General features: G+C 61.2%; 22 protein-coding genes. 6 read left to right on the top strand and 16 right to left on the bottom strand.

Annotated elements, in window-relative coordinates:
* Positions 1-99 precede the first annotated feature (99 nt).
* From ACD578_RS17645 to ACD578_RS17610, 8 genes are all read right to left on the bottom strand, one after another.
* Positions 100-495: a nuclear transport factor 2 family protein gene (locus ACD578_RS17645; protein ID WP_404287043.1), complete on the bottom strand. Its 396-nt coding sequence runs from the start codon at positions 493-495 to the stop codon at positions 100-102.
* 315 nt (positions 496-810) lie between these two features.
* Positions 811-2,364, bottom strand: a complete 1,554-nt coding sequence (locus ACD578_RS17640; protein WP_404287041.1) for an acetolactate synthase large subunit — start codon at positions 2,362-2,364, stop codon at positions 811-813.
* An 860-nt stretch (positions 2,365-3,224) separates the two neighbouring features.
* A complete protein-coding gene (locus ACD578_RS17635; protein WP_404287039.1) occupies positions 3,225-4,664 on the bottom strand; it encodes an amidase in 1,440 nt (479 codons plus the stop codon).
* 181 nt (positions 4,665-4,845) lie between these two features.
* Entirely contained in the window at positions 4,846-5,229 is a 384-nt protein-coding gene (locus ACD578_RS17630; protein WP_404287037.1) for an acyl-CoA thioesterase, read from the bottom strand.
* Between the two features lie 31 nt (positions 5,230-5,260).
* A complete protein-coding gene (locus ACD578_RS17625) occupies positions 5,261-6,010 on the bottom strand; it encodes a GntR family transcriptional regulator (RefSeq protein WP_404287035.1) in 750 nt (249 codons plus the stop codon).
* A gap of 199 nt (positions 6,011-6,209) precedes the next feature.
* Positions 6,210-7,178 (bottom strand): tripartite tricarboxylate transporter substrate binding protein, encoded by a 969-nt coding sequence (locus tag ACD578_RS17620; RefSeq protein ID WP_404287033.1) that lies wholly within the window; start codon positions 7,176-7,178, stop codon positions 6,210-6,212.
* A 49-nt stretch (positions 7,179-7,227) separates the two neighbouring features.
* A complete protein-coding gene (locus ACD578_RS17615) occupies positions 7,228-8,754 on the bottom strand; it encodes a tripartite tricarboxylate transporter permease (protein WP_404287031.1) in 1,527 nt (508 codons plus the stop codon).
* Between the two features lie 13 nt (positions 8,755-8,767).
* A complete protein-coding gene (locus ACD578_RS17610) occupies positions 8,768-9,247 on the bottom strand; it encodes a tripartite tricarboxylate transporter TctB family protein (RefSeq protein WP_404287029.1) in 480 nt (159 codons plus the stop codon).
* 254 nt (positions 9,248-9,501) lie between these two features.
* On the opposite strand from ACD578_RS17610, the gene ACD578_RS17605 reads away from it, so the two are divergent.
* Both ACD578_RS17605 and ACD578_RS17600 read left to right on the top strand, forming a co-directional pair.
* Positions 9,502-10,464 (top strand): oxaloacetate decarboxylase, encoded by a 963-nt coding sequence (locus tag ACD578_RS17605; protein ID WP_404287027.1) that lies wholly within the window; start codon positions 9,502-9,504, stop codon positions 10,462-10,464.
* Positions 10,465-10,618: 154 nt separating this feature from the next.
* Positions 10,619-11,671 carry an AbrB family transcriptional regulator gene (locus tag ACD578_RS17600; protein WP_404287025.1) on the top strand — a complete coding sequence of 351 codons (1,053 nt, stop codon included), beginning with the start codon at positions 10,619-10,621 and terminating at the stop codon, positions 11,669-11,671.
* A 28-nt stretch (positions 11,672-11,699) separates the two neighbouring features.
* On the opposite strand, the gene ACD578_RS17595 is transcribed toward ACD578_RS17600, so the two are convergent.
* Both ACD578_RS17595 and ACD578_RS17590 read right to left on the bottom strand, forming a co-directional pair.
* Positions 11,700-12,896: an MFS transporter gene (locus ACD578_RS17595; RefSeq protein ID WP_404287023.1), complete on the bottom strand. Its 1,197-nt coding sequence runs from the start codon at positions 12,894-12,896 to the stop codon at positions 11,700-11,702.
* 81 nt (positions 12,897-12,977) lie between these two features.
* Positions 12,978-13,625 (bottom strand): GntR family transcriptional regulator, encoded by a 648-nt coding sequence (locus ACD578_RS17590; RefSeq protein WP_404287021.1) that lies wholly within the window; start codon positions 13,623-13,625, stop codon positions 12,978-12,980.
* 205 nt (positions 13,626-13,830) lie between these two features.
* Here ACD578_RS17590 and ACD578_RS17585 point away from each other — a divergent pair, with 205 nt between their 5' ends.
* The 4 genes from ACD578_RS17585 to ACD578_RS17570 all read left to right on the top strand — a co-directional run bounded on the left by ACD578_RS17585 (position 13,831) and on the right by ACD578_RS17570 (position 18,816).
* The gene (locus ACD578_RS17585) at positions 13,831-15,294 is read left to right on the top strand and encodes an SLC13 family permease (protein WP_404287019.1); all 1,464 of its coding nucleotides are present in this window, start codon (positions 13,831-13,833) and stop codon (positions 15,292-15,294) included.
* 52 nt (positions 15,295-15,346) lie between these two features.
* Entirely contained in the window at positions 15,347-16,723 is a 1,377-nt protein-coding gene (locus ACD578_RS17580) for a malonyl-CoA decarboxylase (RefSeq protein ID WP_404293920.1), read from the top strand.
* Positions 16,724-16,785: 62 nt separating this feature from the next.
* Positions 16,786-18,309 carry a malonyl-CoA synthase gene (locus ACD578_RS17575; protein ID WP_404287017.1) on the top strand — a complete coding sequence of 508 codons (1,524 nt, stop codon included), beginning with the start codon at positions 16,786-16,788 and terminating at the stop codon, positions 18,307-18,309.
* 270 nt (positions 18,310-18,579) lie between these two features.
* Positions 18,580-18,816: a hypothetical protein gene (locus tag ACD578_RS17570; RefSeq protein ID WP_404287015.1), complete on the top strand. Its 237-nt coding sequence runs from the start codon at positions 18,580-18,582 to the stop codon at positions 18,814-18,816.
* A 185-nt stretch (positions 18,817-19,001) separates the two neighbouring features.
* Here the strand turns inward: ACD578_RS17570 and ACD578_RS17565 are convergent, their stop codons facing one another.
* The 6 genes from ACD578_RS17565 to ACD578_RS17540 form a co-directional block, all read right to left on the bottom strand.
* Positions 19,002-19,658, bottom strand: a complete 657-nt coding sequence (locus ACD578_RS17565; protein WP_404287013.1) for a TerC family protein — start codon at positions 19,656-19,658, stop codon at positions 19,002-19,004.
* A 681-nt stretch (positions 19,659-20,339) separates the two neighbouring features.
* Positions 20,340-21,521 carry a M20 aminoacylase family protein gene (locus ACD578_RS17560; RefSeq protein WP_404287011.1) on the bottom strand — a complete coding sequence of 394 codons (1,182 nt, stop codon included), beginning with the start codon at positions 21,519-21,521 and terminating at the stop codon, positions 20,340-20,342.
* Positions 21,522-21,578: 57 nt separating this feature from the next.
* Positions 21,579-22,358: an amino acid ABC transporter ATP-binding protein gene (locus tag ACD578_RS17555; RefSeq protein ID WP_404287009.1), complete on the bottom strand. Its 780-nt coding sequence runs from the start codon at positions 22,356-22,358 to the stop codon at positions 21,579-21,581.
* Positions 22,355-23,290, bottom strand: a complete 936-nt coding sequence (locus ACD578_RS17550) for an amino acid ABC transporter permease (protein WP_404287007.1) — start codon at positions 23,288-23,290, stop codon at positions 22,355-22,357. The genes ACD578_RS17555 and ACD578_RS17550 overlap by 4 nt, the downstream gene beginning before the upstream one ends.
* A complete protein-coding gene (locus ACD578_RS17545; RefSeq protein ID WP_404287005.1) occupies positions 23,287-24,177 on the bottom strand; it encodes an ABC transporter substrate-binding protein in 891 nt (296 codons plus the stop codon). Before ACD578_RS17545 ends, ACD578_RS17550 begins: the two co-directional genes overlap by 4 nt.
* Positions 24,178-24,235: 58 nt before the next feature.
* Positions 24,236-25,198 carry a nitrate ABC transporter substrate-binding protein gene (locus ACD578_RS17540; RefSeq protein ID WP_404293918.1) on the bottom strand — a complete coding sequence of 321 codons (963 nt, stop codon included), beginning with the start codon at positions 25,196-25,198 and terminating at the stop codon, positions 24,236-24,238.
* Between the last annotated feature and the right edge of the window lie 74 nt (positions 25,199-25,272).

Raw genomic sequence — 25,272 nt, 5'->3', positions numbered from 1 at the left:
CTCTCACGGGCATGTTCAAAAGCTGCCCCTGACCCATTAGCGGACATTTTCGTTTTTGCAGCTTACTCCCGCATTCGAGCCGCTAGGCAAGGTATATGCTCAGCATGGCGTGCTTTCGCCTACTCGCTCAACAAGATGCGCACGCGAGGGTGCAGGATCAAACCGATCAGAGAAATATTGCGTTTCGTGGGCTACCAGTCCGTCTCGGAATTCCATGATGCTCACCACGTAGGATGGTATCCCGTCATAGGTCAGTACGAACTCAGTGACCCACAGATCGCCGCTGCCGATCATTCGCCAGACCGTAAAGCGCTTCTTGTTCGGCTGGACGGATCGGCTCTCCTGAATACTTTGCCGACCGCGGATCCGCTCGCCCGATTGCGGATAATCGAGTACGGCATCTTCGCGGTAGATTTCATGTTCGAGCTTGAAATCGCTTGCGTCCGAAGCAATCCAATGGCGCTCCAGCGCCGCCCGCACGGCTCGATCACCCATCTCAATCTCCCACCTGTGCATCCTGCGATCACTCTAGGATTGCGGAATTCAGTGCCATTCACATGGAAACGGCTGCATCCGTGACGGTCTCAGAATAGCACCTCTCGGAGGAATTGCTTTGGTCTGCTCATGAGGCAGTGAGCGGACCTTCATTTCATTTGCTGTTCGCTTCTCTTTGACCCGTTGCAGACCTCCAATACCCAGCGAGTTGGAGGCAAACCGTGGGTGGAGATCTGCTATCAGCCTTGGTGGATCAGTGTTCTCAATGTTCAAGCCGCCGGGTTGGTCCGGGGAGGTCCCGGCCTCGGCGAGAGGTCAGAGGACGGCTTCGATGAGAAAGGGGCCGCGGCGCGACAGGGCGCCCTCGAAGAACCGCACGAACTCCTCAACCGTGGTGACGCGTCCTGCCTCCACGCCCAGGCCGTTCGCCATTGCAATCCAATCGAGCGCCGGCTCGTCGAGAGTGAGCATGCGCTGCGCATTGGGGCCGAATTCGTTCACGCCCACGTTGCGCATCTCGCCCTGGAGGACCGCATAGGCGCGGTTCGCGAACACGACGGTGATGACATCGAGGTTCTCGCGCGCCTGCGTCCACAGCCCCTGTACCGTGTACATGCCGCTGCCATCAGCCTGGAGGTCGATGACCCTGCGGTCGGGGCAGGCGATCGCCGCGCCGGCCGCAAGCGGGATGCCAATCCCGATGGAACCGCCGGTGATGTGCAGGTAGTCGTGCGGCATGCTGTTCTGCGACAGGGCGAAGAACTGACGGCCCGATGTGATGGACTCGTCGCAGATGATGGCGTTCTCCGGCATCATCCGGGCCACGGCGAGCGTAATTGCATCCGTCGTCAAACGCCCCTGCGGCAGCGCGTCTGCGATCGCAACGGACCGGACAATGGGCGCCGGCCTGTCAGGCCGCACCCCGAGTTCGTCAGCAAGCCAGGCGAGCGCGCCCTTGAGATCCTGCCCGATCTGCGCCAACGCGATCACCTCGCAATCGTCACGCACGAGCCGCCCGGGCTTGCCCGGATATGCGAAGAAGGTCACTGGTACACTCGCGCCGACGAGGATCAGCACGTCAACGTCGCGCAGCATCTCCAGCGCCAGATCGATTGGATACGGTACCCGCGCGACCGACACGCGGCCGACGCCACGCTCGATGCGTCCGTTGAATGCCTGGGCCGTCAGCCGCAGCCCTGTGGCTTCGGCGATGCGGCCCGCAATTTCGAGCGCATCCGCCCGCAGGGCCTGGCCGGTGAGCATGAGAAGTGCGCGCCGGCTCGAGCGAATGGCGTTCGCCGCCGCCATGACCGCCTCTGCTGCCACGGGTTCCGGATCGGCGAGTGCAGTACGCGTAATCGCTGTTTCCGAGACCTCGCTCCACGCGGCATCGGCAGGCAGGATCAGGGTCGTAATGCCCGGCAGGGACACGGCCGCCTGATAGGCTGCAGCCGTATCCGGCCCGACGCTCTCGGCATCGGCAATCCGCCGGATCCAGTCCGACATGGGTCGGGCAAGGCTCTCGATATTGCTCGTCAGCGGTGCATCATGTTGGAGATGATAGGTGGCGTGATCGCCGACCACGTTGATCATCGGCGTATGGGCGCGCCGTGCATTATGGAGATTGGCGAGCCCGTTGGCGAGACCAGGTCCCAGATGCAGGAGAGTGGCGGCCGGCTTGTCAGCCATTCGGGCGTAGCCATCGGCGGCGCCAGTGACCACGCCCTCGAAGAGGCCGAGCACGCAGCGCATCTTCGGCTTGCGGTCGAGTGCCGCGACGAAATGCATCTCGGAGGTTCCGGGATTGGCGAAGCAGACGTCCACGTCGTTCGCGAGCAGCACGTCACACAGGCGATCGGCACCGTTCATGTCGTCCTCGCTTGCCGTCTCTCGACCCAAGAGACGAGGGAGATCGTATCCTTCCGGTCAGTAATCCATTCTCACGCCATTCAGCGGTTTTCCGAGTCCTTTTCTGAAGGCCTGAAAGGCCCTACGTTGGGCCAGAACACGCCCCTATGTGATGACGAAGACCTGGGCCTCCTCGCACTCAGCTCGGACAACTTGGAAGTGGAGATCCAGTCAGGGTGCATCACCTCCCGCATGGCCCGTCGATGTCATCCTTGCATCGCTCATGGGGCACCTCATCAGCCTATGATAGCACGGGCGCGAACCCTGGTCCTGTCACAATGCCTGATTGATCCTGCCACAACTGTTGATAGGAGGTAGTAACTTCGCAGAACACGCCTCATGGAGTTCAGATTTCAGCGCAAGAAGAGAGGGGCCGGTAGGCCCGCCTATGGTCGGTGTTGTCGGATTTGCAGGGGAGACAAGCGAGCCGGTTCCTGGACGACAGGGGCCTCAGCCCTCTTACCGCAATTTCGGTCGAGTGGGTCTTTCTGTTGCATATACGCGAGCCAACTGCCGCTCTGCATAAGGTCACTTCGGCTCTCGCGGATGGGTAAGTTGGGAGATTTGAGCCTGTCCCGATAATCTCTCGGGTGCCCCTGAAAATCGCCGTACAAACTTCCAGTCTGCCCGCGATGCGAAGGTCCTAAACTGACCCCGAGCGGACCTTCCTGTGCTCAAAATAACCTTTACAGGGACCGGCACAGCAGCCTGTTTATGGCAAGGCGCAGGCTCGCAGATCCTCGTGCATCGAGGGGCAGCCGCGTCCTGCCCGGCCACTGTAGGGCCGCTAGCAAGCTTGGATGGAATTCGAGGCCGATAGACTAACTCGTTAGGTTCATTGCACGCTGTGGCCGCGGATCAATTGGCGTGGTGCCTCGCAGCCCGAGAACATCCTCCAGGGCACGCGCTCCGGCCAGGACCCTGCCTTCTGCGCGGGCGCGGCCGACGATCTGCAATCCAACAGGGCGTCCATCGCGGGTAAAGCCACAGGGAAGGCTGAGAGCCGGTGAGGCCGTCAGAGTGATGGCGTAAGCGATGGCCAGCCATTCGACATAGTTCGAGAAGCTGTGGCCAGCGCATTCGCTGACATAGCGTTCGCCCGCTGGGTAGGCGGCTACAATCGTGGCGGGGCAGAGAAGCAGATCATAAGTGTCAAAGAAGGCGTTCATCCTCCGAAACAGGGTAGCACGCTGGTTCTCCGCCCGGACAACATCGGCCATCGAATAGTTCAGGCCCTGCTCGATGTTCCAGATCACCTCCGGCTTCATCTTGTCCCGATGGTTCTGCAAGAGGCTGGCATGGCCGACGGCAAACGTCATCCCGCGCAGGACTTGGAAGGCATCATGGGCTTCAGTCAGATCGGGATGCGCCTCTTCGACCATGGTACCCAGCTCCGTGAACCGTTGGGCCGCGGCCTGGCAAATGGCGGCGACCTCCGGGTCGACGGGCGTAATACCCAGGTCGGCAGAGTAAGCCACTCGCGCCGGTCGCCACCCCGAGCGTGCCGCAGCCAGAAAGCTTTCTGTCCTGGGCAACGAGATGGGATCGCCAGGGCTCTCCCCTGTCATGGCATCGAGAAGCAGAGCGGTGTCCTCCACTGTGCGGCCCATCGGGCCGTTCACGCTGAGGAGCCGGTCAATCTTCGCGCTAGGCGTGCTGGCAACGCGGCCGGGGCTCGGCCGCAGGCCGACCACGCCGCAGAAGCTGGCCGGATTGCGCAGGCTGCCGCCCAAGTCGGATCCCTGCGCTACCCACGCTGTGCCCGTGGCGAGTGCGACCGCGGCCCCACCCGATGATCCCGCGGCGGAAAGTGCTGTGTTCCATGGATTAAATGTGGTGCCGAAGACCTCGTTGAAGGTGTTGCCGCCGGCGCCGAACTCCGGCGTATTGGACTTGGCATAGATCACCCCACCTTCAGCTTCGAGCGTCTGGACCAGGATATCCGAGGCCTCGGGCACGAAGTCCGCGAAGATGGGCGAGCCATGGGTGGTGCGCACCCCGGCCACGTCGGTCAAGTCCTTGATTGGCACAGGCAGTCCCGCCAGACGGCCCCGTTCACCGAGAGGGCGTTGCATCAGCCGGCCAGCCTGCTCGCGGGCCCGCTCAAAGCACAAGATGGGCAGCGCGTTGACCGTACCGTCTACGACGGCTGTGCGGGCCTCAAGAGCGTCGAGGCAATCGAGCGGGGAGATCTCGCCCCTTTGCAGAAGGTCGACAACCGCACAGGCTGTGAGTTTGGTCAAACCCGTGTCAATCGTCATGATCCTACACCCTTGCCTTTAGCGTGCCATCGCGGCGGTTTGGGTCCACTGCATAGCACATCCTGTGCTGGCCCAAACATCAACCGGACATGTCTTGAGAGGGGCGCATGTCTGCCGGAACGAGTAATCCATTCATTTTGGTAATCAGCGAGAGCGATTTCGACTATTAGGTCAATTAAGTTCAACCTGGGGGCAATGGGCGCGGGCGGGAGCCGCTATCGATGGCAACGAACGTGAAGACGGCCTCAGTCACTTTGATCTGCTCGTCGCCATCGCGGGAACGGCGCCAAGCCTCAACACGGAACTTCATGGATGTGCGTCCCGTGGAAATCAGATCGGCAAAGACGGAGACCTCGTCACCGACATGAACCGGGGTATGGAACACCATGCCGTCGACCGCCACAGTAACGCAACGCCCTCGCGCCCGCCGCGCAGCCGCGTTGCCGGCCGCCAAGTCCATCTGCGACATCAGCCAGCCACCGAAAATGTCGCCGGCCGGATTGGTATCGGAGGGCATCGCGATGGTCCGGATAACAGGCTCTTTGTTCGTGCCGTTCACTTTCATCGCAATCCTCTGGGACCTGTGTGCTTTTAACTTAGGCCCGTGATCGCCGCCGCGTGCCGATACGAGGTTGCTGGTCAGCGGACGCACCGAAGGCCATCGCCTCTGCCCTGCGTTCCCCAGCGCTGCGGATGTGCCGCCTCATCATGATCTCAGCCAGTTCGGGATCTCGGTCCTGGATCGCGTCAAGGATGCGCTTGTGCTCGACGAGCGCGCGACTCCTGAGAGCGATGCTGTCGCTGCGGCTGCGATAGAGCCTCAGCAGCGGATAGAACTGATTGCAGAGATACTCAATCAGGAGGGGGTTGTTGCTCGCCCGCGCGATCCGGAAGTGGAAATCCCGGTCGGCGGTACCGAGCGCATTGTGAACGCCCGGCTGAAGACCGGCGATCTCCGCCTCATGGCGGCTGACACCTTCAGCGAGGGCCTCGGTGTCCTCCGGGCTCATGTTCCGCGCTGCCTCGCGAGCGGCAAGGCCCTCAAGGACTTCGCGTACGCCATAGATCGACTGCAGCATCTCAGGCGTCGCTTCAACAACGCGGGGGCCTTGGTTCGGAACGCGGGTGATCAGGTGACGCTCTTGCAGCCGGTGCAAGGCCTCGCGCAGAGGGCCGCGGCTGACACCGTAACGCTGGGCCAGTGCCGGCTCGCTGATTTTCGACCCGAGCGGCAGCTCACCCTGGAGGATGGCGTCAGTCAGGCGATGGAAGAGTTGCTCGGCCAGCGTCTGGCTCGCTTCAGCGGCATCACTGATAGAGGTCAGATGAGTTTCAGAGGCATCCATAACTTACGAACCTTGCCGTTCCATCGCGTTGGGCATCTTCGGCTCGAAGGCTGGGGCGAACAAGCCCGTTCTCCAACTTTGACCCGAAAGTCCAGAGCGGCGGAAGCCCACTGCCGAAAGGCAAGGCTACCATCCGCCCTGAATGGTCAACACCTAGACCAATAACGGCGGACGGTCCAAGACCGCCCGCCGCAAAGCGTCACTGGGTAGCGAGACCGAGTTCGGTCAGGATTTCTTTCGCTTGCCGCGTCTCGTCTGCGATGAAAGCCTGGTAGGGCTGTTCGGTCAGGTACAGGTCAAGCCAGCCGCGATCACTCAGGATTTTTTTCCAGTGAGCTGACTTGACGAGCTTGGCGAACACGTCGGCCAGGGCGTTTGCCGACTTGTCATCGAGGCTCTTGTGGACGGAAACCCCACGCCAGTTGGCGAACACCACGTCGTAGCCGAGTTCGCGCAGCGTCGGAGCCTCAGCGCCAGGAAGCCGCTCGGGCGAGGCGACCGCAAGCAGCCGCAGCTTCTTGGCTTCGATCTGGGTCTTGAAGTCCTGCAATCCACCGCCGACGACAGTCGCCTGGCCGTTCAGTGCCGAGACGACGACTTCGCCCGTGTTCGGATGCGGGATGAAGTTAACCTGCTTCGGCGTCATGCCGGCAATCTTGGCGAGCCGGGCAAAGAAGATGTTCTCGGTCGATCCCGGAGAACCGCCGCCCCAGGCAATCGAGCCCGGGTTCGCCTTGAAGCGGGTCATCAGGTCCTTGAAATCCTTGACGTCGGAGTCTTGGCGGACGGCAATCACCTCGTACTCGCCGGCAAGCCGGGCCAGGGGACGAACATCAGCCAGGGTGACGGGCGTCTTGTTCGTGAGCGGGAAGAAGACCGTGCCCGCGCCTTGCACGACGACGGCGTTCTTGTTGCCTTCCTTGGTGGTTACGAATTGGGAGATCGCGATCATGCCGCCACCGCCCGGCACGTTGTTGACCTTGATGTTGTTGATTCCTTCGGTCCGAAGCGCCTCCTCGATCCCGCGCGCCGCCTGGTCGAGCCCGCTACCGGGGCCGCCCGGCACGGTGATGTCGAGGGATCGGATCGTCTGCGCCTGGCTGGGCGCTGCTGCGAGAAGGAAGCCAGCCGCAAGCGATATAATGGCCGTCCGTCGAGTCGTCGTCATCTTGTCCTCCCAGTGAAAGTGATTGTCGAAGTGTCGCGCGGCAGGCTGGTCATTGGGTAAGTCCCACCGCGGATGGGTGCTTCCGCTTTCGCAGGCCGGAAATGATCGGGGTTGCAACGAACGCAACTGCCACCAGCAGGAAGATTGCCGAGATCGGGTGCGTGACGAAGACGGTCCAGTCACCCTGGCTGATCGCCAGCGAGCGGCGCAACTGCTGCTCGATGAGGGGGCCGAGGATAAGCCCCAGCACACATGGGACGATCGGTACGCCTACGACCCGCATGACGAAGCCTACCATGCCGATGACCCACAGGATCACGAGATCGACCGCGTTGCCGTTGAGGCTGTAGACGCCGAGCGACGACAACACGAGGATGCCGCCATAGAGCCACGGCTTCGGAAGCGACAGGAGCCGCACCCAGACGCCGGCCATGGGCAGGTTGAGGACGAGCAAGAAGACGTTGCCGATGTAGAGGCTCGCGATCAGTCCCCAGATCAGGCTCGAGTTCGATTCGAACAGCAGCGGACCGGGGCGCAGGCCGTACTGCTGGAAGGCCGCAAGCATGACCGCGGCGGTGCTCGACGTGGGAAGGCCGAGCGCCAACAGCGGCGACAGGGCACCCGCGGCCGATGCGTTGTTGGCGGCCTCGGGACCGGCGACGCCCTCGATCGCGCCGAGGCCGAATTCCTCCGGCTTCTTGCTGAGCTTCTTCTCGAGCGTATAGGACAGGACGGTCGGGATCTCGCTGCCTCCGGCCGGGATGGCCCCGATGGGGAAGCCAATGAACGTGCCACGCAGCCACGGCTTCCATGACCGGCTCCAGTCTTCGCGGCTCATCCAGAACGAACCCCGCAGCTTGTGCAGACTATCGGCCTTGCCGCCGTCGGTGGCCGCCATGTAGAGGGTCTCGCCGATGGCAAACAGCCCGACCGCTACGACGACCGTATCGATGCCATCGAGCAGCTCCGGAACGCCGAAGGCGAAGCGGGCCTGCCCGGTCTGGGGATCGAGGCCCACCGTGCCGAGGAGCAGCCCGAAGAACAGCGAGGCAATCCCGAACGCGATCGTTCCACCGCCGGTTGGGTTGCTCAGCATGGTCGTGACGGTGGCAAGCGAGAGAACCATCAGTGCGAAGTAGTCGGGCGCAGTCAGCCTGAGCGCCACCTCCACCAGGAGCGGGGCGGCGAAGGTCAGTCCGATCGTGCCGATCGTGCCGGCGACGAAGGAACCGATGGCGGCGGTTGCCAGCGCCTGGGCGCCGCGTCCCCTACGCGCCATGGCGTTGCCGTCTACAGCCGTCATCATCGACCCAGCCTCGCCGGGCGTGTTCAGCAGGATCGATGTTGTCGAGCCGCCGTATTGTGCGCCGTAGTAGATGCCGGCGAACATGATGAAGGCGGAGACCGGGGGCAGGCCCACCGTCAGGGGCATCAGGATCGCAACAGTGGTGGCGGGACCGATCCCGGGCAGGACGCCGATCGCAGTTCCGAGAGTCACGCCGATGATGGACCAGATGATGTTGTCCGGGGTGAGGGCGACAGCGAAGCCCTGGGCAAGTAGCGCGAGTGTTTCCATCACCTGACTCCCATCATTGGTCGCCCCGGACGAGCGGTTCCAGCGGCCCGAGCGGCAGATCGATCCCGAGCCCGAGGGTGAAGACCAGCAGGATTACGGTGGCGAGGACGAGGCCGATGACCGCGTTCGAGAGGATGCGGCGATCGCCGAACGCATAGGATCCGGCCACGAATACCGTCGCAACGACCGGGATCCAGCCGAGGCGAGAGATCAGGGCAGCCTCCAGGAGGAGTGCTGCCGAGATCAGTCCCACCGGCCAAAAGTTGAGCCTCGGCTGATCGGGCAGGTCCTCGAGGGAAGCACGCCTCGTGCTGATCACGCTGACGATGCCGGACAGAGTAAGGCCGATGCCAATCAGGTTGGAGAACATGGCCGGCCCGACGATGTCGTAAGCAAAGCCGGTCTTGATCTGTTGTGAAGCAACGACAACCGCCACGCCGAGCGCGACGACGGCGGATCCGAAGAGAGTCCCTGGTAATCGATGTGCCGACATTTTCTCCTCCCACGATTTTCGATTGATGCCGATCGTTGAAAATCGTGTCGGCGATTGCTCAAAAACTATCGAGCCGAATAAGATTGTCAACACATTTGAAACTTAACAGGCCAGAATGCGACTAAAATGGCATATTTTCCATAAAGTGTTGACATATGATTTGGTCTTGGGTTTCTTGGTCCTGAAGCCACATCGGTTGTTAAACGTGAGGGAGTTCGTCCATGCATCTCAGGCCAAGGGTCATTGAAGGCCGTATGAGCACGGAACTGCGGCGGCAGCTTCGAGAGGAGGCCCATCCGATCTGCGCGATTTCCGGCGCGACGCCGCACCATGCCCAGTTGGCGGAGGCGGCAGGTTTCCGCCTGTTCTTCCATTCGGGATCGCAGGCCGCGGCGACGATCGTCGGCCTGCCGGACGCGGGCCTGATGACGCTGACGGAGGCTGTCGACAATCTCCGGCGCATCTGCCAGTCCGTCTCGATCCCGGTGGTCGCGGATTGCGAGACGGGGTTTGGGAACGTCATCAATACGACGCGGGCCGTGCACGAGTTCATCACAGCTGGTGTTGCGGGCTTCTTCCTGGAGGATCAGGTCTTCCCGAAGCGCTGCGGCTTCACGGCGGGAGTCGAGGTGGTCCCGATACCTGAGGCCGTCGGCAAGTACCGCGCAGCCGTGGCTGAACGCGACAAACTTGATCCCGACGTGGTTGTGATTGCTCGCACCGACTCTAGAGCTGCCGTCGGCGGAAGTGTCGACGAAGTGCTTCGCCGCTGCGAGGCCTATCTGACGGCTGGGGTCGATATGCTGATGGTCGTGGCGCTTCAGACCCGTGAGGAGATGCGCAGGGTCATGGAAGCATTTCCTGGCACACCCATCTATATCAATGCCGGCGCTGTGCGACCGTTGCTCTCACATGCCGAGTATGCCGAGATGGGCGTTGCGACCTACAACATCTCGGTTGCCAAGGTCGCGCAGATCATGATGGAGCGGTTCCTGGACGACTGCCGGCAGCGGGGCGCGGATGCGTTCAACGATTTCATGGCATCGGAAACCGCAACGGGCCGCTCGACCCTAGGCTATTTGAGCCTGACCGGGTTCCCGGCCGTCGTGGAGATCGAGCGCGCCTTCCTGCCCGCCGAGGCGATGGCGAAGTACGACACTTCGCTCGCGGATTACGATCCTCGGAAGGATCAAGCCGTCGAAGCGGCGCGATCCTGAACCGGTTTGCCCGGTCAAACGATCTGATCAACGGCCTGCTCCGATCCCGCCTCTCGGTAGAGGTGGGAAGGGAAGGGCAGGGCGAGGCGGGCAATACGGCGGACGGGCACTCCACTGCCTGAAGCGGTTCGGTTTGGGGAGCAGGTGTCCGAAGATGATGGGTAAACTTGGCGGCACTCCTGCCATCCGAGCCCTGCTCGCCTTTGGCTCGGGTTGTATAGGTGGAGCCATTTTTAAGGGCTTGGGCTTCCCGCTTCCGTGGACGCTCGGTTCGCTGACAGCCGCTGCCATCATCGCCATGGTCGGACTTGATTGGAAACTGCCTAGTGCCGCCCGCAATGCCGCCCGTCCCATCATTGGAGTCATGGCCGGAAGCGCCTTCACCGTGGAGGTCGCACGCTCCATGGTGCATTGGTGGCAGGCGATCCTCCCCCTGGTCGCGTTTCTCGTGCTCATCACGCTGGCGGGTCGGGTGTTCTTTACTCGCTTCTGCGGCTTCGACAGGACAACAGCTTTCTTTGCCTCGACACCCGGGGGATTGAGTGAGCTGACGCTCCTCGGAGCACAGTACGGGGGCAACATCCGTCAGCTCGTGCTCATTCATTCCACCAGGATCATCACGGTCGTCTTCCTGGTGCCGTTCGTCGTCCGCCTCATCTTTGATCTGGAAGGTGGCGGGAAGTCCGGCACTGCCCACGCGCCAGAGGTATTTTCCGCGCTGGATTGGCTGGTCCTATTGGGATGCGCCGCCGTTGGCTACGTCATCGGACGTCCGCTTAAGGTGGTCGGTGGTGTCATGGTTGTGCCGTTGATCCTGAGCGCTTTCGTGCATGGCACGGGCTTGACGCATCTCCCGCCACCGTCCTGGCTTGTCGCCCTCGTGCAGGTGGTCATCGGCTGCGTCGCGGGTTCCCGCTTTGCCGGTGTCCAATGGCACGAGGTCCGCACCTCGGTCGTGCAGGGACTTGCCTGGACGTCAATCATGCTGCTGGCGGCTCTCGCTGCAGCGGGCCTGTGCTCGACATTCGTCGAGGCGTCCGTGCCAGCCCTCCTTCTCGCCTTCGCGCCCGGTGGAATCGCCGAAATGACGATCGTCGCCTTTGCCATGGGCATCGAGGTCGCCTTCGTCGTCTGCTGCCATGTCTTCCGCTCCATCTTCCTCGTTGCAGCAGCACCAGCGCTGTATCGCGGATTGCACAAGGATTAACGAAGGCACTGGGAATGGCCCTCAGGCATTACGCCGCGGGAAGGCTCGATGATTGTGGGGATGCCTGAGCAGCGAGCAGAAAGCAAATTGAGCAGAGAAAGATGACCATTCCAAAAGTGGCTGCTGCGCCCAGGACAAGGGTGAAGCCGTTCATCCCGTAGAAGAGCGCGATGAGTGGGACCGCCAAGCCGCTTGTCGTGAAGCCGAGGAAATAACGGACACTGAATGCCCTGGCCCTGTACTGGGTCGGGACGTAGCGGGCAACCATCGCATCGTTGACGACGACCTGCCCATAGATCGCTGCCATCGCCAGGACCAGTCCGGCCAGCATGGGGATCCCACCCATCAGAGCGGCGAGCCCAAGCCCAAGCGGTTGAAGGATCGACAGCCCAACGAAGATCCGCGGCAAAGTAAACCTGTCGACGAGGCGCCCCATCAGGAGCTGCGTCAACGCCCCGAAGACGAACACGAGTGTAGCCAGGGATCCGATCAGGACCAGCGGCAAGGCGGTACCAATGCGCTCGTCGATGATCTTGGGGAGCGCGATGGTCGTAATGTTGAAGGTCATGCCGCCGGCCACGATCGCCGTCGCGAACAACAGGAAGAGCGTCATCGGGCGTGTCACCGGGATGACAGCATGAGCGCTGCCAGGTTTGCCATGAGGATCTCCGTCACCGGGCACCAGGCTGACAAACGCGATGCCGGCGCCTAGGCAAACAAGTCCGGGCAGAATGAAAGCCGCGCGCCAGCCGAGGGTCGTGGCCAGAAGGGCTGTCATTCCCGAGGCGAAGGCCGCACCGAGATTGCCCCATACCCCATTGATGCCGAGATCCCGTCCAAGCTGATATGTATGGGTGACCAGCATCGTCGAGCCGATCGGATGATAGATCGCGGAGAACACCCCGAGCACGAAGAGCCAGATGCCGAACATGACCGGAGAGTTCGCGGTCGAAAGCCCCAGGCACGCAATCCCGCATCCCCCAAAGAAGATCGCCAGCAGGTTGCGGCGCCCTAAACGATCTGCGATCCAGCCCATCGGGAGTGAGAACAGGCCAAAGGCCACGAAGGCGCCGGTCGAGAGGCCGATGAGGCTGGCATAAGACAGTTGCCGCTCGGCCGCGATGGCGATCACAGCCGTTGGGTAGATCAGAATGACGAAATGATCGAGCGCGTGTGCGATGTTGACGAAGGCAATCGTGCGGCGAGAGAGCAGGTCAGGAGACATCCTTCGTATTCTCCTCGGTTCTCGTGCGCGACACTCCGCAGCAATCTGAATCTGTCAGAATTCTTCAACGCTAATCGGCGGCTAGGCGGCTCGATCGAAACTTGCGATAAAGTCGGCAAGGCGTTCGCCCTGGATCAGGATGTGCTCCCGAAGGAGACGCTCCGCTTGCTCGCTGTCCCCAGCACGGATGGCCTCCACAATGCCTTGGTGCTCCGCCAGTGAATTCGCCACCCGGCTGCGGGCCCGGAGCTGGAGCCGGCGATAGGGCTTGAGGCGGGCATGAAGGTGTTGCGCCTGCTCCGCCAGAAACGCGTTTTGGCAGGCTTCGTAGATGACGTGGTGGAAACGTTCGTTCGCATAGTAGTAGGCATCAGCGTTCTCTTGCGATGCCTCCCGAACGCAGTCTTCGTGCGCTTTCTCGAGCTCCTTCTGCATGGGCTCGGTGATCCGCCGGGCCGCCAGGGCCCCGCACATGCCCTCGAGAGCGGCCATGACCTCGAACCGTTCAACGACGTCTTTGAAGCTGAGAGAGGCAACGAAGGCGCCTCGTCTTGCCTGCAATTCAACCAGTCCGGTCGAGGCAAGCTGCATCAGGGCTTCCCTGATCGGGGTCCGGGATACCTCGAAACGAGCTGCGAGGCTCTGCTCGTCAAGCCGATCACCAGGGCGAAACTTGCCCGTTACAATGTCCTGTTCGAGGGCGTCCCTTAAGGCTTGAGCGCGTCTCATCTCACATGTCCCACTCACGAGCATCCTAAACTAGATACATATAATCTTACAAGGTATCTATTGTATACAAGACAGTTGACGCCTAATGCAAACGCGCGCAGTCTCTCAGGCAAGGGCAAGGAGGGGTCCACCTGCGCAATCCCCGCGAGTCGGTCTAAACCACTCGTCCACCCGACGCAGAGGAGGAAACAGAGGAGCGGGTGCCATGTCACCACAGCTGATCTCAATCTACGCTCTCGTGGCGATGTTCGTTGTCGCCACCATCCTGCCGATCAACATGGGGGTGCTGGCCTTCGTCGGGGCCTTCCTGGTTGGAACCCTGGTGGCCGGCCAGACCACCAGCGCCATCATCGCGGGCTTTCCCGGCGGTCTGTTCCTGACCCTCGTCGGGATCACCTTTCTCTTCGCCATTGCTCAGAACAATGGCACCATCGACTGGCTTGTCCGCTTGGCGGTCCGGGGCGTGCGGGGCCGGATTGTGGCGATCCCCTGGATCATGTTCGGGATCTCTGCGGTTCTGACATCGGTTGGCGCTGTCAGCCCGGGCGCGGTTGCGATCATCGCGCCGATCGCGCTCGGCTTTGCTCTCAAATACAGTATCAATCCGCTGCTCATGGGCCTGATGGTCGTCCATGGGGCTCAGGCCGGCGGGTTCTCGCCGATCAGCATCTATGGCGGCATCACCAACCGGGTCGTGGCCAAGGCCGGCCTGCCGCTCAACGAGATTGTGACGTTTCTGGCGAGCTTTGGCGTCAACCTGGCCGTTGCTGTTCTACTCTTCTTCGCACTCGGCGGTCGCAGGTTGCTCCAGGCCCGGGCGGATGTGTCGGCAGGTCAAGCGACAGCTAATGCTGCGACTGCTGCACAGCCTCCGGCATCAAGAGCCCCTGCCGCAGTTGCGGGTACAGTTGGCAATCTGGCACTCGCCATTCCTCCCGTTGCTGTGACTGTCCCGCAGGCTGGCCCCCAAGTCTATGGCGATGCCGAGTCGGAGGCACTGACTGAAGAAAGGATGTTGAGCGGTCATCGCGACGATCCACTCGCAACCGGTGGTGTCACCGACAAGCCGGCTGAGGGGCCGCACTGGTATCGGGTGCTGACACTTGCGGGTATCCTTTTGCTGGCGGTGCTCACCCTGGCCTTCAATCTCGACATCGGCTTCGTGGCGATCACGATTGGCCTGGGACTTTCCCTCATCGCACCGAACCTGCAGAAGCGTGCCATGGGTCAGGTCTCGTGGCCGGAGATCATGCTGATCACCGGCGTGAGCACCTACGTGGTCGTGCTCGAGAAGATGGGCACCATCTCCTTCGTCGGCGACAGCGTGGCCGGACTGGCGTCCCCAATGCTGGCTGCACTCCTGCTGTGCTTCATCGGCGCGGTCGTCTCCGCTTTTGCCTCCTCGACAGCGGTCCTTGGATCTCTTATCCCGCTCGCCGTCCCATTCCTGCAATCGGGAACCGGCGTAAGCCCGATCGGCTTCATTGCCGCCATGGCTGTCGCATCGACCATCGTCGATGTGAGCCCCTTCTCGACCAATGGCGCTCTCGTCCTGGCCAATGCCCAGGGCGTCGACCGGGAGGCGTTCTTCCGCAAACTCATGGCTTATGGCGCCATTGTGACCGTGGTTGCGCCGATTGTCGTCTGGGCCCTGTTTGTCGTGCTGTGACGCTAGTCATCTGGTGTGGATGAAGGAGATGAATGTGAAGCTCTCTCGATCAATGGCAGGGTTGGAGGCGGCGCCGGCCTTCCTGAGCGATCTGATAGATACGCTGACCGAGCGGGGACGTTCCCTGCTCGGTCAGAAGGCGGGGCGGGAGATTGTTGCAAAGGACGCTCTTCCGACGATCGGCGAGTTGCTGCTCTCACGCCGCGGCGAGGCCTCAGGGGTGGCGCTCGCGCAAACTCTGTTGGCGAGTTACAACGCTGCGCCGGGCGAGGATCGTCTCGCGTTTCTTCAGGCGCTGGCGGATCGCTTTGGTCCCGATCGCCGTCGGATCGAGGTTGCCATCGAGGCCGTGCGTCAGGATCAGGGTACGGATGCACTCGAGAGCCTGCACGCTGCGGCGGAACCAAGAAGGCAGGAGCTGATCCGGCGCCTCAACCTGGCTCCTGGAGGAACCTCCGCCTTGGTGCAGATGCGAGAGGAACTGCTCGAGTACCTGCCTAAGCACCCGGAGCTGAAGTGCGTCGACGCGGACTTCACCCATCTGTTCTCATCCTGGTTCAATCGGGGGTTTCTGGTGCTGCGGCCGATCGACTGGACCACGCCTGCCAATATCCTGGAGAAGATCATCCGCTATGAAGCGGTGCATGCGATCCAGAACTGGGATGACCTGCGCAACCGCCTCCAGCCGGACGACCGTCGGTGCTACGGCTTCTTCCACCCACAACTCGTCGACGAGCCGCTGATCTTCGTCGAGGTCGCGCTGACCAAGGAGATCCCCGGCGCCATCGGTCCGCTGCTCGACTTAGGGCGCAGCCCGATTGCCGCAACTGAGGCGACGACCGCCGTGTTCTACTCGATCTCAAACACTCAGAAGGGCTTAGGCGGAGTGTCATTCGGCAACTTCCTGATCAAGCAGGTGGTGGAGAACCTCAAGCGCGAGTTGCCGAACCTCAAGACCTTCGTGACCCTCTCGCCGGTCCCGGGCTTTGCCCGCTGGCTCGAACGCGAGCGCAAGACGGAGGAGTCATCCTGCCTGGATGGCAAGGCCAAGGAAGCGTTGACAGTCCTTGATGAGCCAGGCTGGAGCAGTGACCCAGGCAAGGTGGAGGAGGTTCGCGATGCCCTTCTCCCAGCAGCAGCCTACTACTTCCTGAAGGCCAAGGATCCTAAAGGTCGTCCTGTCGATCCTGTGGCCCGCTTCCATCTCGGCAACGGCGCACGGCTCGAGCGCTTGAACTTCCTCGGCGACGTGTCCGCCAAGGGCCTGAAGCAGTCGCACGGCCTGATGGTCAACTACCTCTACGCCCTCGACGAGATCGAGAAGAACCACGAGGCCTTTGCTGAGAAGGGTGTGGTCGCTGCCTCGCCTGGGGTCCGCAAAGCCTTGCGAACTGATCTGCCCTCCCGCGATCTGGTGCCTACGCCATGACCGCTATCGCCCACAATATCTTAACCAGGTCGATCATCGACCCTCGCTTCGGAGCCCACGCCATGAACGCGAACCTGTTCGATCGGCTCGAACGCTCGATCACTGATTCCTCGAAGACCGCCATTACGGCACCCGTCGGTGAAACAGTTAGCTATGCCGACCTGATCGCGCTGTCCGGGCGGCTGGCCAACGTGCTGGTCGCACGCGGCGTCAAGCCTGGTGACCGGGTTGCGGTCCAAGTCGAGAAGTCGGTACCGGCTCTCGTCCTGTATCTGGCCACCGTCCGGGCTGGTGCTGTCTACCTTCCCCTCAATACCGCCTACACGCTAGCGGAGCTCAAGTACTTCATCGGCGATGCCGAGCCGTCGCTCGTCGTCTGCGATCCTTCCAAACGTGAAGGGATCGAGCAACTGGCTTTGAGAGTGGGAGCAGCCGTCGAAGCGCTCGACGCCAAAGGGCAGGGCTCGCTGATGGATGCCGCAGCCAAGGCCCCTGATGCGTTTGAAACGGTGGAGAGAGCGGGCGACGACCTCGCTGCGATCCTTTATACTTCGGGTACGACCGGGCGCTCCAAGGGCGCCATGCTCACCCACGACAACCTCGTCTCGAATGCCCTGACGCTGAAGGAGGTCTGGCGCTTCACGGCGGACGATGTGCTGATCCACGCCCTGCCGATCTACCACACCCATGGGCTGTTCGTGGCCAGCAACGTGACATTGTTCTCCGGCGCGTCGATGATCTTCCTGCCGAAGTTCGACGCCGACGAGATCCTGGGGCTGATGTCGCGCGCCACGGCTCTGATGGGCGTGCCCACCTTCTACGTCCGCCTGCTGCAGCATCCAGGGCTCACTAGGAAGGCGACCTCCGGCATGCGCCTGTTCGTGTCGGGCTCGGCGCCGCTGCTGGCCGAGACGCACCGCGAGTGGAGCGCTCGCACCGGCCATGCCATCCTTGAGCGCTATGGCATGACCGAGACGAACATGAACACCTCCAACCCCTATGACGGCGACCGGGTGCCCGGCGCCGTCGGCCTGCCGTTGCCGGGCGTGTCGGCCCGCATCACCAACCCGGACACCGGTGAAGAACTGGCGACGAACGAGATCGGCATGATCGAAGTGAAGGGCCCGAACGTGTTCAAAGGCTACTGGCGCATGCCGGAGAAGACGGCGTCCGAGTTCCGCCCGGACGGCTTCTTCATCACAGGCGACCTCGGCAAGATCGACGAGCGTGGCTACGTGCACATCCTCGGGCGAGGCAAGGATCTGGTGATTACCGGCGGCTTTAACGTCTACCCGAAGGAGATCGAGGATGAGATCGATGCCGTTCCCGGGGTGTTCGAGAGCGCGGTTATTGGCGTCCCGCACAAGGACTTCGGCGAGGGGGTAACCGCGGTGGTTGTCCGCTCCAAGGAGGCAGAGGTTGACGAGAAGACCATCCTGGCGACGCTTGAAGGCCGTCTGGCGAAGTTCAAGCTGCCCAAGCGCGTCGTCTTCGTCGAGGATCTGCCCCGCAATACCATGGGTAAGGTCCAAAAGAACGTCCTGCGGCAGCAGTTCGCCGATCTCTACACGGCCAAGGCTTCATAAGCCGCTATTCGAGAACCATTCCTGATACGCACGGGGATCGTAGCCGACGGGCTACGGTCCTCAACTTGTTCTGGCGCATGGCGGGTGGATTCGACTGTAAGACCCGGCGGACAGTGCTGGAACGAGAAGAACTGCCAAAGGCCTCTGCTCCTATGTACAGGCTGCATGACGAACATGCAGCTTTGCCTGTTTTGAACGATTAGGTGAACAGCCATATAAACCGGAGGAAACGCTCAAGGACCTTTAGAATTCCAGTAAGGAGTCTGTTCCTTGACGATCATCGCTCTACTTCGCCATTCGTTGGCTAATCTTCATCGTAAGTCAGTTCAACTCCAACAGCAGAAGGCTCTTCGCTCCAGTGAGAGAAGCTATGGCTTTTGGACAACCTTGATTGCGGCGCGGCTGCAGGAGGCGGAACTCATCGCTAGCCGGTATATCCCGCGCCTGGACAATGCGGCCGCTGGGGAGCCCGTCCGCCAATTTAAGGACTGGGCGCAACATCGCTGATGGTGGCCAATATCTGTTCAGAAATCGCTGCAGAATTTGAGGTGTCTGGCCGCGTCCCTCACGGCAGCTAACGCCATGGATGGCTTGCAGCGGACATCTCATGGATCCTAAAGATCAGGTGAGCAACAGGTTGATGTGATGGCTCGCTTCTGGAGTGAGGCGAGCCACCTCGTTACGCCACTGGGCTATGCACCATTGATAAGCGGCCAGATCTCAAGAGCGCCGCGGTAGATCATCTCGACGGACACATAGAGGATGATGGCGAGGCCCACATAGGCAATCCAGCGATGCTTCTGGAGCAGGCGGGCGATGAAGCTCGCGGCCACGCCCATGAGGGCAATCGACAGAATAAGCCCGAAGATCAGCACGTTGGGGTGCTCGCGGGCGGCGCCTGCCACCGCCAGCACGTTGTCGAGGGACATGGACACGTCGGCAATGACAATCTGCCAGGCGGCCTGGGCGAAGGTTTTGCGCGGGGCTGCGCCGGCGATCATGCCGTCCTGGTCGAGGTCTCGTCCCTCCAGAGCTTCCTCACCCTGGATCTCTTCCGCGTGGCTGGTGCGCAGCTCGCGCCACATCTTCCAGCACACCCAGAGCAGCAGGATGCCGCCGGCCAGCAGAAGGCCGACAATCTGCAGGAGTTGGGTCGTTGCGGCGGCAAATCCGATGCGCAGAACCGTAGCGGCGATAATGCCGATCAGGATCGCTCTGGCGCGCTGCTCCTTGGGCAGGCCGGCGGCGACCAGACCGATGACGATGGCGTTGTCTCCCGCAAGCACCAGGTCAATCATGATGACCTGGAGGAGGGCGGAGAGGGCTTCTGTGGTGAAAAATTCGCTCATGTGGCTCCCGTTTGCATGAACAGGGGCAGCCGCCATGCCGTCTGGGGGGACCGCACAAAGATCCACGCCGCATCAGCCTCGCTGGAGACGGACGACGTTGAGAGGCAAGTTATGGTCGGCAGAACGCCATGAGCCGGGCACCCGATTGGACATCCAGTCCGACATCGCAGTTCTTCGGAACTGCCAGAGGGGCCCGGCCTGGTCCTCAACCTGTAAGGGCGGGAAGACGTCAACTCAAGAGGCAATTGAGCGACCTTGCGCCTTGGCGCTCCCACGGACCTCCCCCCAGCCTGCCCGGAGCAGGGTGCCAAAGGCAGCTCGACCCTTCCAGTCGGCCTCTCCAGCGAAGGGCGGCTTCTGGCACACCTGAGTCCAAAGCTTGAAGGCAGCAATCCTCATGGAACCGGACGTTCCTAAAGGACAGTCAATCTCGGCTCCTGATCCAATGCCAACTTCTTTAGCAATATCGAGATTCTTATGGTGCTTCCCGCATAGTTCAATACATCCCCGGACCAACATGACTAGCTGGTCCACAGCGACCTCGCGGCATCCGATCATGAAGCTAGGACGGGAAAGATCGCTCGTTGCCGAACACGCGCTCTCACCGGCGACCCACACAGAGTCGGTTAAGCCAACGCTGGTCAGAGTTTGGCAGCAGAAGTAAGGTTTCTTGTAGAAACGCTATGAGGCGAGATAGCGCTCCACCAACCGAGCCCAAAGCGCGGCTCCGGTGGTCAAGCTGCCGTCGGCGAAGTCGTATTTAGAGCTATGCAGAATTGCGGAATTCAGGCCATTGCCAAGGCGCAGGAAGCTTCCTGGCTTGTGTTCGAGAAAATAGGCGAAATCTTCACTTCCCGGAATGAGGTGGCAGGTTGAAACTCGTTCCGGTCCGATCAGTTCCTCTGCGACTCCACGGGCGAAGTTCGTCTCCGCCTCGGAGTTGACGACCACCGGATACCCACTCTCGTAATCGATCTCGGCGGTAGCGCCGTGCCCTTCGACGACGGACTGCGTAAGCTTGACGATGCGCGCCCGGAGGAGATCGCGAATCTTTGGATCGAAGGATCGGACACTGAGCGCGAGTTTCGCATATTCCGGGATCACGTTGACAGCGTTGCCCGCATGGATCGTCCCGACGGTAACGACCGCAGTCTGGGTTGGATCGACATTCCGCGACACGATGGTCTGAAGCGAGACGACGAGGTTGCAGGCGATCACCACGGGGTCGATGGTAAGGTGGGGGCGCGAGGCGTGACCGCCAATTCCCCTGATGATGATATTGACGGTATCGGCCGAGGCCATCATCGGCCCAGGGCGCAGAAGGATGTTGCCTTCCGGTGCGCCGGGATGGTTGTGCAGGCCGAAGATCGCGTCGAAGGGAAAGCGCTCGAACAGACCGTCGGCGATCATAGCCCGGGCACCGCTGAATTTTCCAGCCTCCTCGGCAGGTTGGAAGATCAGCGTTACGGTACCATCGAAGCGACGGGTGCGGGAAAGGTACTCGGCTGCACCCAGCAGCACTGTCGTATGTCCGTCATGGCCGCAGGCATGCATCTTGCCGAGATTTTGACTTGCATAGGTCAGGCCGGTTTCTTCCGTGATGGGAAGAGCATCCATGTCGGCACGGATGGCGATACCCTTCTTGCCGGTGCCTGCGGTGAGACGGGCGACAACGCCGTGGCCGCCAACGTTGCGGGTGACCTCGTAGCCCCAGCTCTCGAGTTTCTCGGCAACGAAACGTGCCGTTTCTGCCTCCTCGCAGGAGAGTTCCGGGTTGGAGTGGAGATAGTGGCGGATGCCGGTGAGCTCCGCTTCCATGGCTTGGAAGTCCGAGACCTTGGCGAAAACGTTGTCGTTGAGCATGATTTTACCGCGGTGTCTGTGGTTGAATGGCTTCGAGGAAAGGTTGTCGGTCGATGACTATAGAAAGCGCGACAGAAATGCCTTCGTGCGAGGATGTTGCGGGTTGCCGATCACATCCTCTGGGCTGCCCATTTCGACGACCTTGCCACCATCCATGAAGACCACCCGGTCGGCCGCCTCACGGGCGAAGCCGATCTCGTGAGTGACAACGATCATCGTAAGCCCCTGTTTGGCAAGATCGCGCATGGCCGCCAGCACTTCGCCAACCAATTCGGGATCCAGCGCCGATGTAGGTTCATCGAACAGCATCAGTTTTGGCTTGATCGCCAACGCGCGCGCGATCGCGACGCGCTGCTGCTGCCCGCCGGATAGCTGGCGTGGATAATTGTCGGCCTTCTCCGACAGGCCGACCCGCTCCAGCAGCTTCAAGGCGTTTCGGGTGGCTTCCGGACGACTTTCACCGTGGATGCCCACAGGTGCCTCGATGATGTTCTGCAGCACCGTCATATGCGGGTAGAGGTTGAACTGCTGGAACACCATGCCGATCTGCCGGCGCTGGCGCGCGATGCTATTCGCCGAGAGCTTTTCCAAGCGATCCTTGCGGAGCCGGTAGCCGATCTGCTCGCCGTCCACCGCGATATAGCCCTTGTTGATGGCTTCCAGGTGGTTGATGCAGCGCAGGAGCGTCGATTTTCCTGAGCCGGAAGGGCCGAGGATCACAACGACCTCACCCGGCATGATGTCGAGGTCGATGCCTTTCAGCACTTCCAGCTGATCGAAGGACTTGTGAACATCTCGTACCTGAACGAGAGGGTTCACGGTCTGGACGGCATTCAATGGGTTGCCTCCTGAACAGTAGTGCCGGTGGGAGCCGGCTTCTCGGCGGCTCCGTTTCGGCGGTCGCTCCGGCCGTAATAGGCCTCGATATAGCTCTGCCCAATGTTGAGGACAGACGTGATGAGGAGGTACCAGATGACCGCCACAAGCAGCATCGGGACGATTTCGAAGGTGCGGTTATAGATTGACTGCACGGAGTAGAGCAGATCGGCCATCGCGATCACGCTAACGAGGGAGGTAGCCTTGATCATGCTGATGAGCTGGTTGCCGGTCGGCGGCACGATCGAACGCATGGCCTGCGGAATAATGATGCGCCACAGAGCACGCGCCCTCGTCATGCCGAAAGCCTCGGCTGTTTCGGTCTGCCCGCGATCCACGGAAAGAAGACCGCCGCGGATGATTTCCGCCATGTAGGCAGCCTCGTTGAGCGCCAATCCGACGATTGCCGCCGTCATCGGCGTGATCACCGAATTCGTGTCCCAGCTTGCAAGTGTCGGACCGAAGGGAATCGCAATCGAGAGTTGAGGAAACAAGGTCGAGAGATTGTACCAGAAGATCAGCTGCACGAGCAGCGGCGTGCCCCGGAAGAACCAGATGAACAGTGATGCGAACGAGTTCGCCAGGCGATCCTTCGACATGCGCGCGATGGCGAGCCCCAGACCGAGGATCGTGCCGAGCGCCATGGCAACGACAGTCAGTCCAAGGCTCACATAGAGGCCGCTGATAACCGTCGGATTGAAGAAATAGGCAGCGACGACAGGCCAGCCGAAATTTTCATTGTTCGCGACGATCCAAGCGAAATCCACGGCGATGAGGACGATCAGGGCCCAGAGGATCAAACGCCCTGTACGGAAGGGGGCGTGCGCCGTTACTACGTCCCGGAAGGGCGCATCGCCGGAGGGCGATGCGCTCGTCAGATGAAGCTGCGTCATTTCGGAAGGATCCCACCGAGATTGATGCCGGGCTCTTTGATCATGTTGTTCTCGAGGCCCCATTTCTTCATGATCGCGGCATAGGTTCCGTTGCTCATCAGGACCTTGATGGTATCGAGCAGCAGCGGCCCGAGCGGCGAGCCCTTTGGCACAACGGCACCCTGATAGAGATCCTCGAAGCCGTTCTTCTGACCGACGCCCGTCAGTTCAAGCTGTCCGTTGGCTTGGGACACGAAGTAGGTGAGAGGGGCCTGGGAGGAGAAGAAAGCATCGGCTCGCTTCGACCGAACGGCGAGGATCGAGCTCGGCTGGTCGGTGTAGGACTGAACCGTGAGGGCTTCCTTGCCGTCGGCCTTGCACTTCTCGGCCTGAACTTGGATCACACGTTCGGCGGAGCCGCCCGCCATGACAGCGATGCGATTGCCGCAGGCGCTGTCCAACGAGGTGATGCTCTTGGGGTTGCTCTTCTGGACGGCGAAGACGACGAATTCCTGGACCCAGTCGACGAAGTCATTGGCTTCTTCGCGGCTCTTGAAGTCGCCGATAGGGCCGAACGCGAACTGGTAGCGCCCTGAATTGATGCCAGCGAGCAGCGCGGGCAGGCCGCCGACCGTGGCGTGCTCGATCTTGACCCCCAGAACTTGGCCGATTGCGTCTGTCAGATCATTGCTGGCGCCGGTCATCTCGGTGCCAGTGACGATCTCATAGGGAGGGAAGGAACCATTGTTGACCGAGATCATCTTGCCTTCGGTCCGGATGGCCTCGGGCAGACGTGCCCGCAATTGCTCGTTCACACTCTGCTTCGGGACAGCAGCGTCCTGGGCAAGAACAGGGCTTGCAAGCATCAAGGCAGCTATGGTGATGGAAGCGATCATTTTCGAGTGCATGCGACGGGCCCTTTCGGTTTGAAAAACGTTCAGTTCATGGGTAACGCTGTCAAAATTCTCACTTCGGATTTGCGTGCCAGGGAAAGAGTTCGGCGGGCGTCAGCAACCGCGGCAGAATCTTCTGCTCGTAAAGCTCGGTGGCGAAGTCGCCGATCATTTTCCCGTTCGCCTCAAGTCCGCTGTTATTCCAGGAGGGCGGCAAATCGGTGGCGCAGCGACGTAGCTCGTCGATCATCCAGGGCGTCGTATCGGCGTATTTTTCACGCTTCTGCAGCCACATGCGTTGAGATGCGTCGATCAGATCGCTGAGTTCGTCCATAACCCATGGATGCTCCTGTACAATCTCGGCCTTGAAACCGATCAGATGCATGCCCGGCACATAACCGACGTCATGGAAGTAGGCGACTTCAGACGCTCTGAAGTCGTCGAGCACCTGTCGGAAGGGTGAGCCTTGGTCGAAGAACCCTGGCGGCATGAAGGGAGTGAGGACGGCATCAAGGCCGCCGTTCTCCAGAAGCTCCACCATGGGGCGTTCGCCGGGAGCGGCTTCGATGCGGCCCGGGCGACCGAAACCGTCAAGCCGGTCCATGATGGGATGAGCCTCAGTCAGGCGGCCAGCATACCACATGGCGTCTTCGATCCCGACGCCTTCGCGGCGGATGGCGGCGCGGGTCCAGGTGTTACCGGAGTCCCGCCAGCCTGTCACGCCGATCTTCTTCCCGCGGAGATCAGAGAGCTTGCGGATCGAGCTTTTCTCGGTGGTGATGATGCACCGGTGGCGGAAGCCGCGCATGATGAAGTTCGGCATCCCAACGACAGTGTCTTTGCCATCGTGCCGCAGCTGCGCATAACGGCTGAAGGACATCTCCGCAGCGTCGTAGGATGGATCGACGGCGACGTTTGAGATGAGAGTGCCGACGCGATCGACCTTGATGTCGAGGCGAGGAGACCGAACGTCGCCAAGCACCAGAGGTGTCATGTAGTCCCAGTCACGGAGAGCAAGTCTGAGGGTCAGAGGCATCAGCATTTAACTCGCAGAGAACCTATTATTCTTTCAGTTAAAATGTTCATATTGAATTGATCAAATACTATTAT

Source organism: Microvirga sp. RSM25 (genome assembly GCF_044784385.1).
GTDB lineage: Bacteria > Pseudomonadota > Alphaproteobacteria > Rhizobiales > Beijerinckiaceae > Microvirga > Microvirga tunisiensis.
The sequence above is the reverse complement of the archived record's forward strand: the minus strand, read 5'-3'. Positions and strand labels throughout refer to the sequence as shown.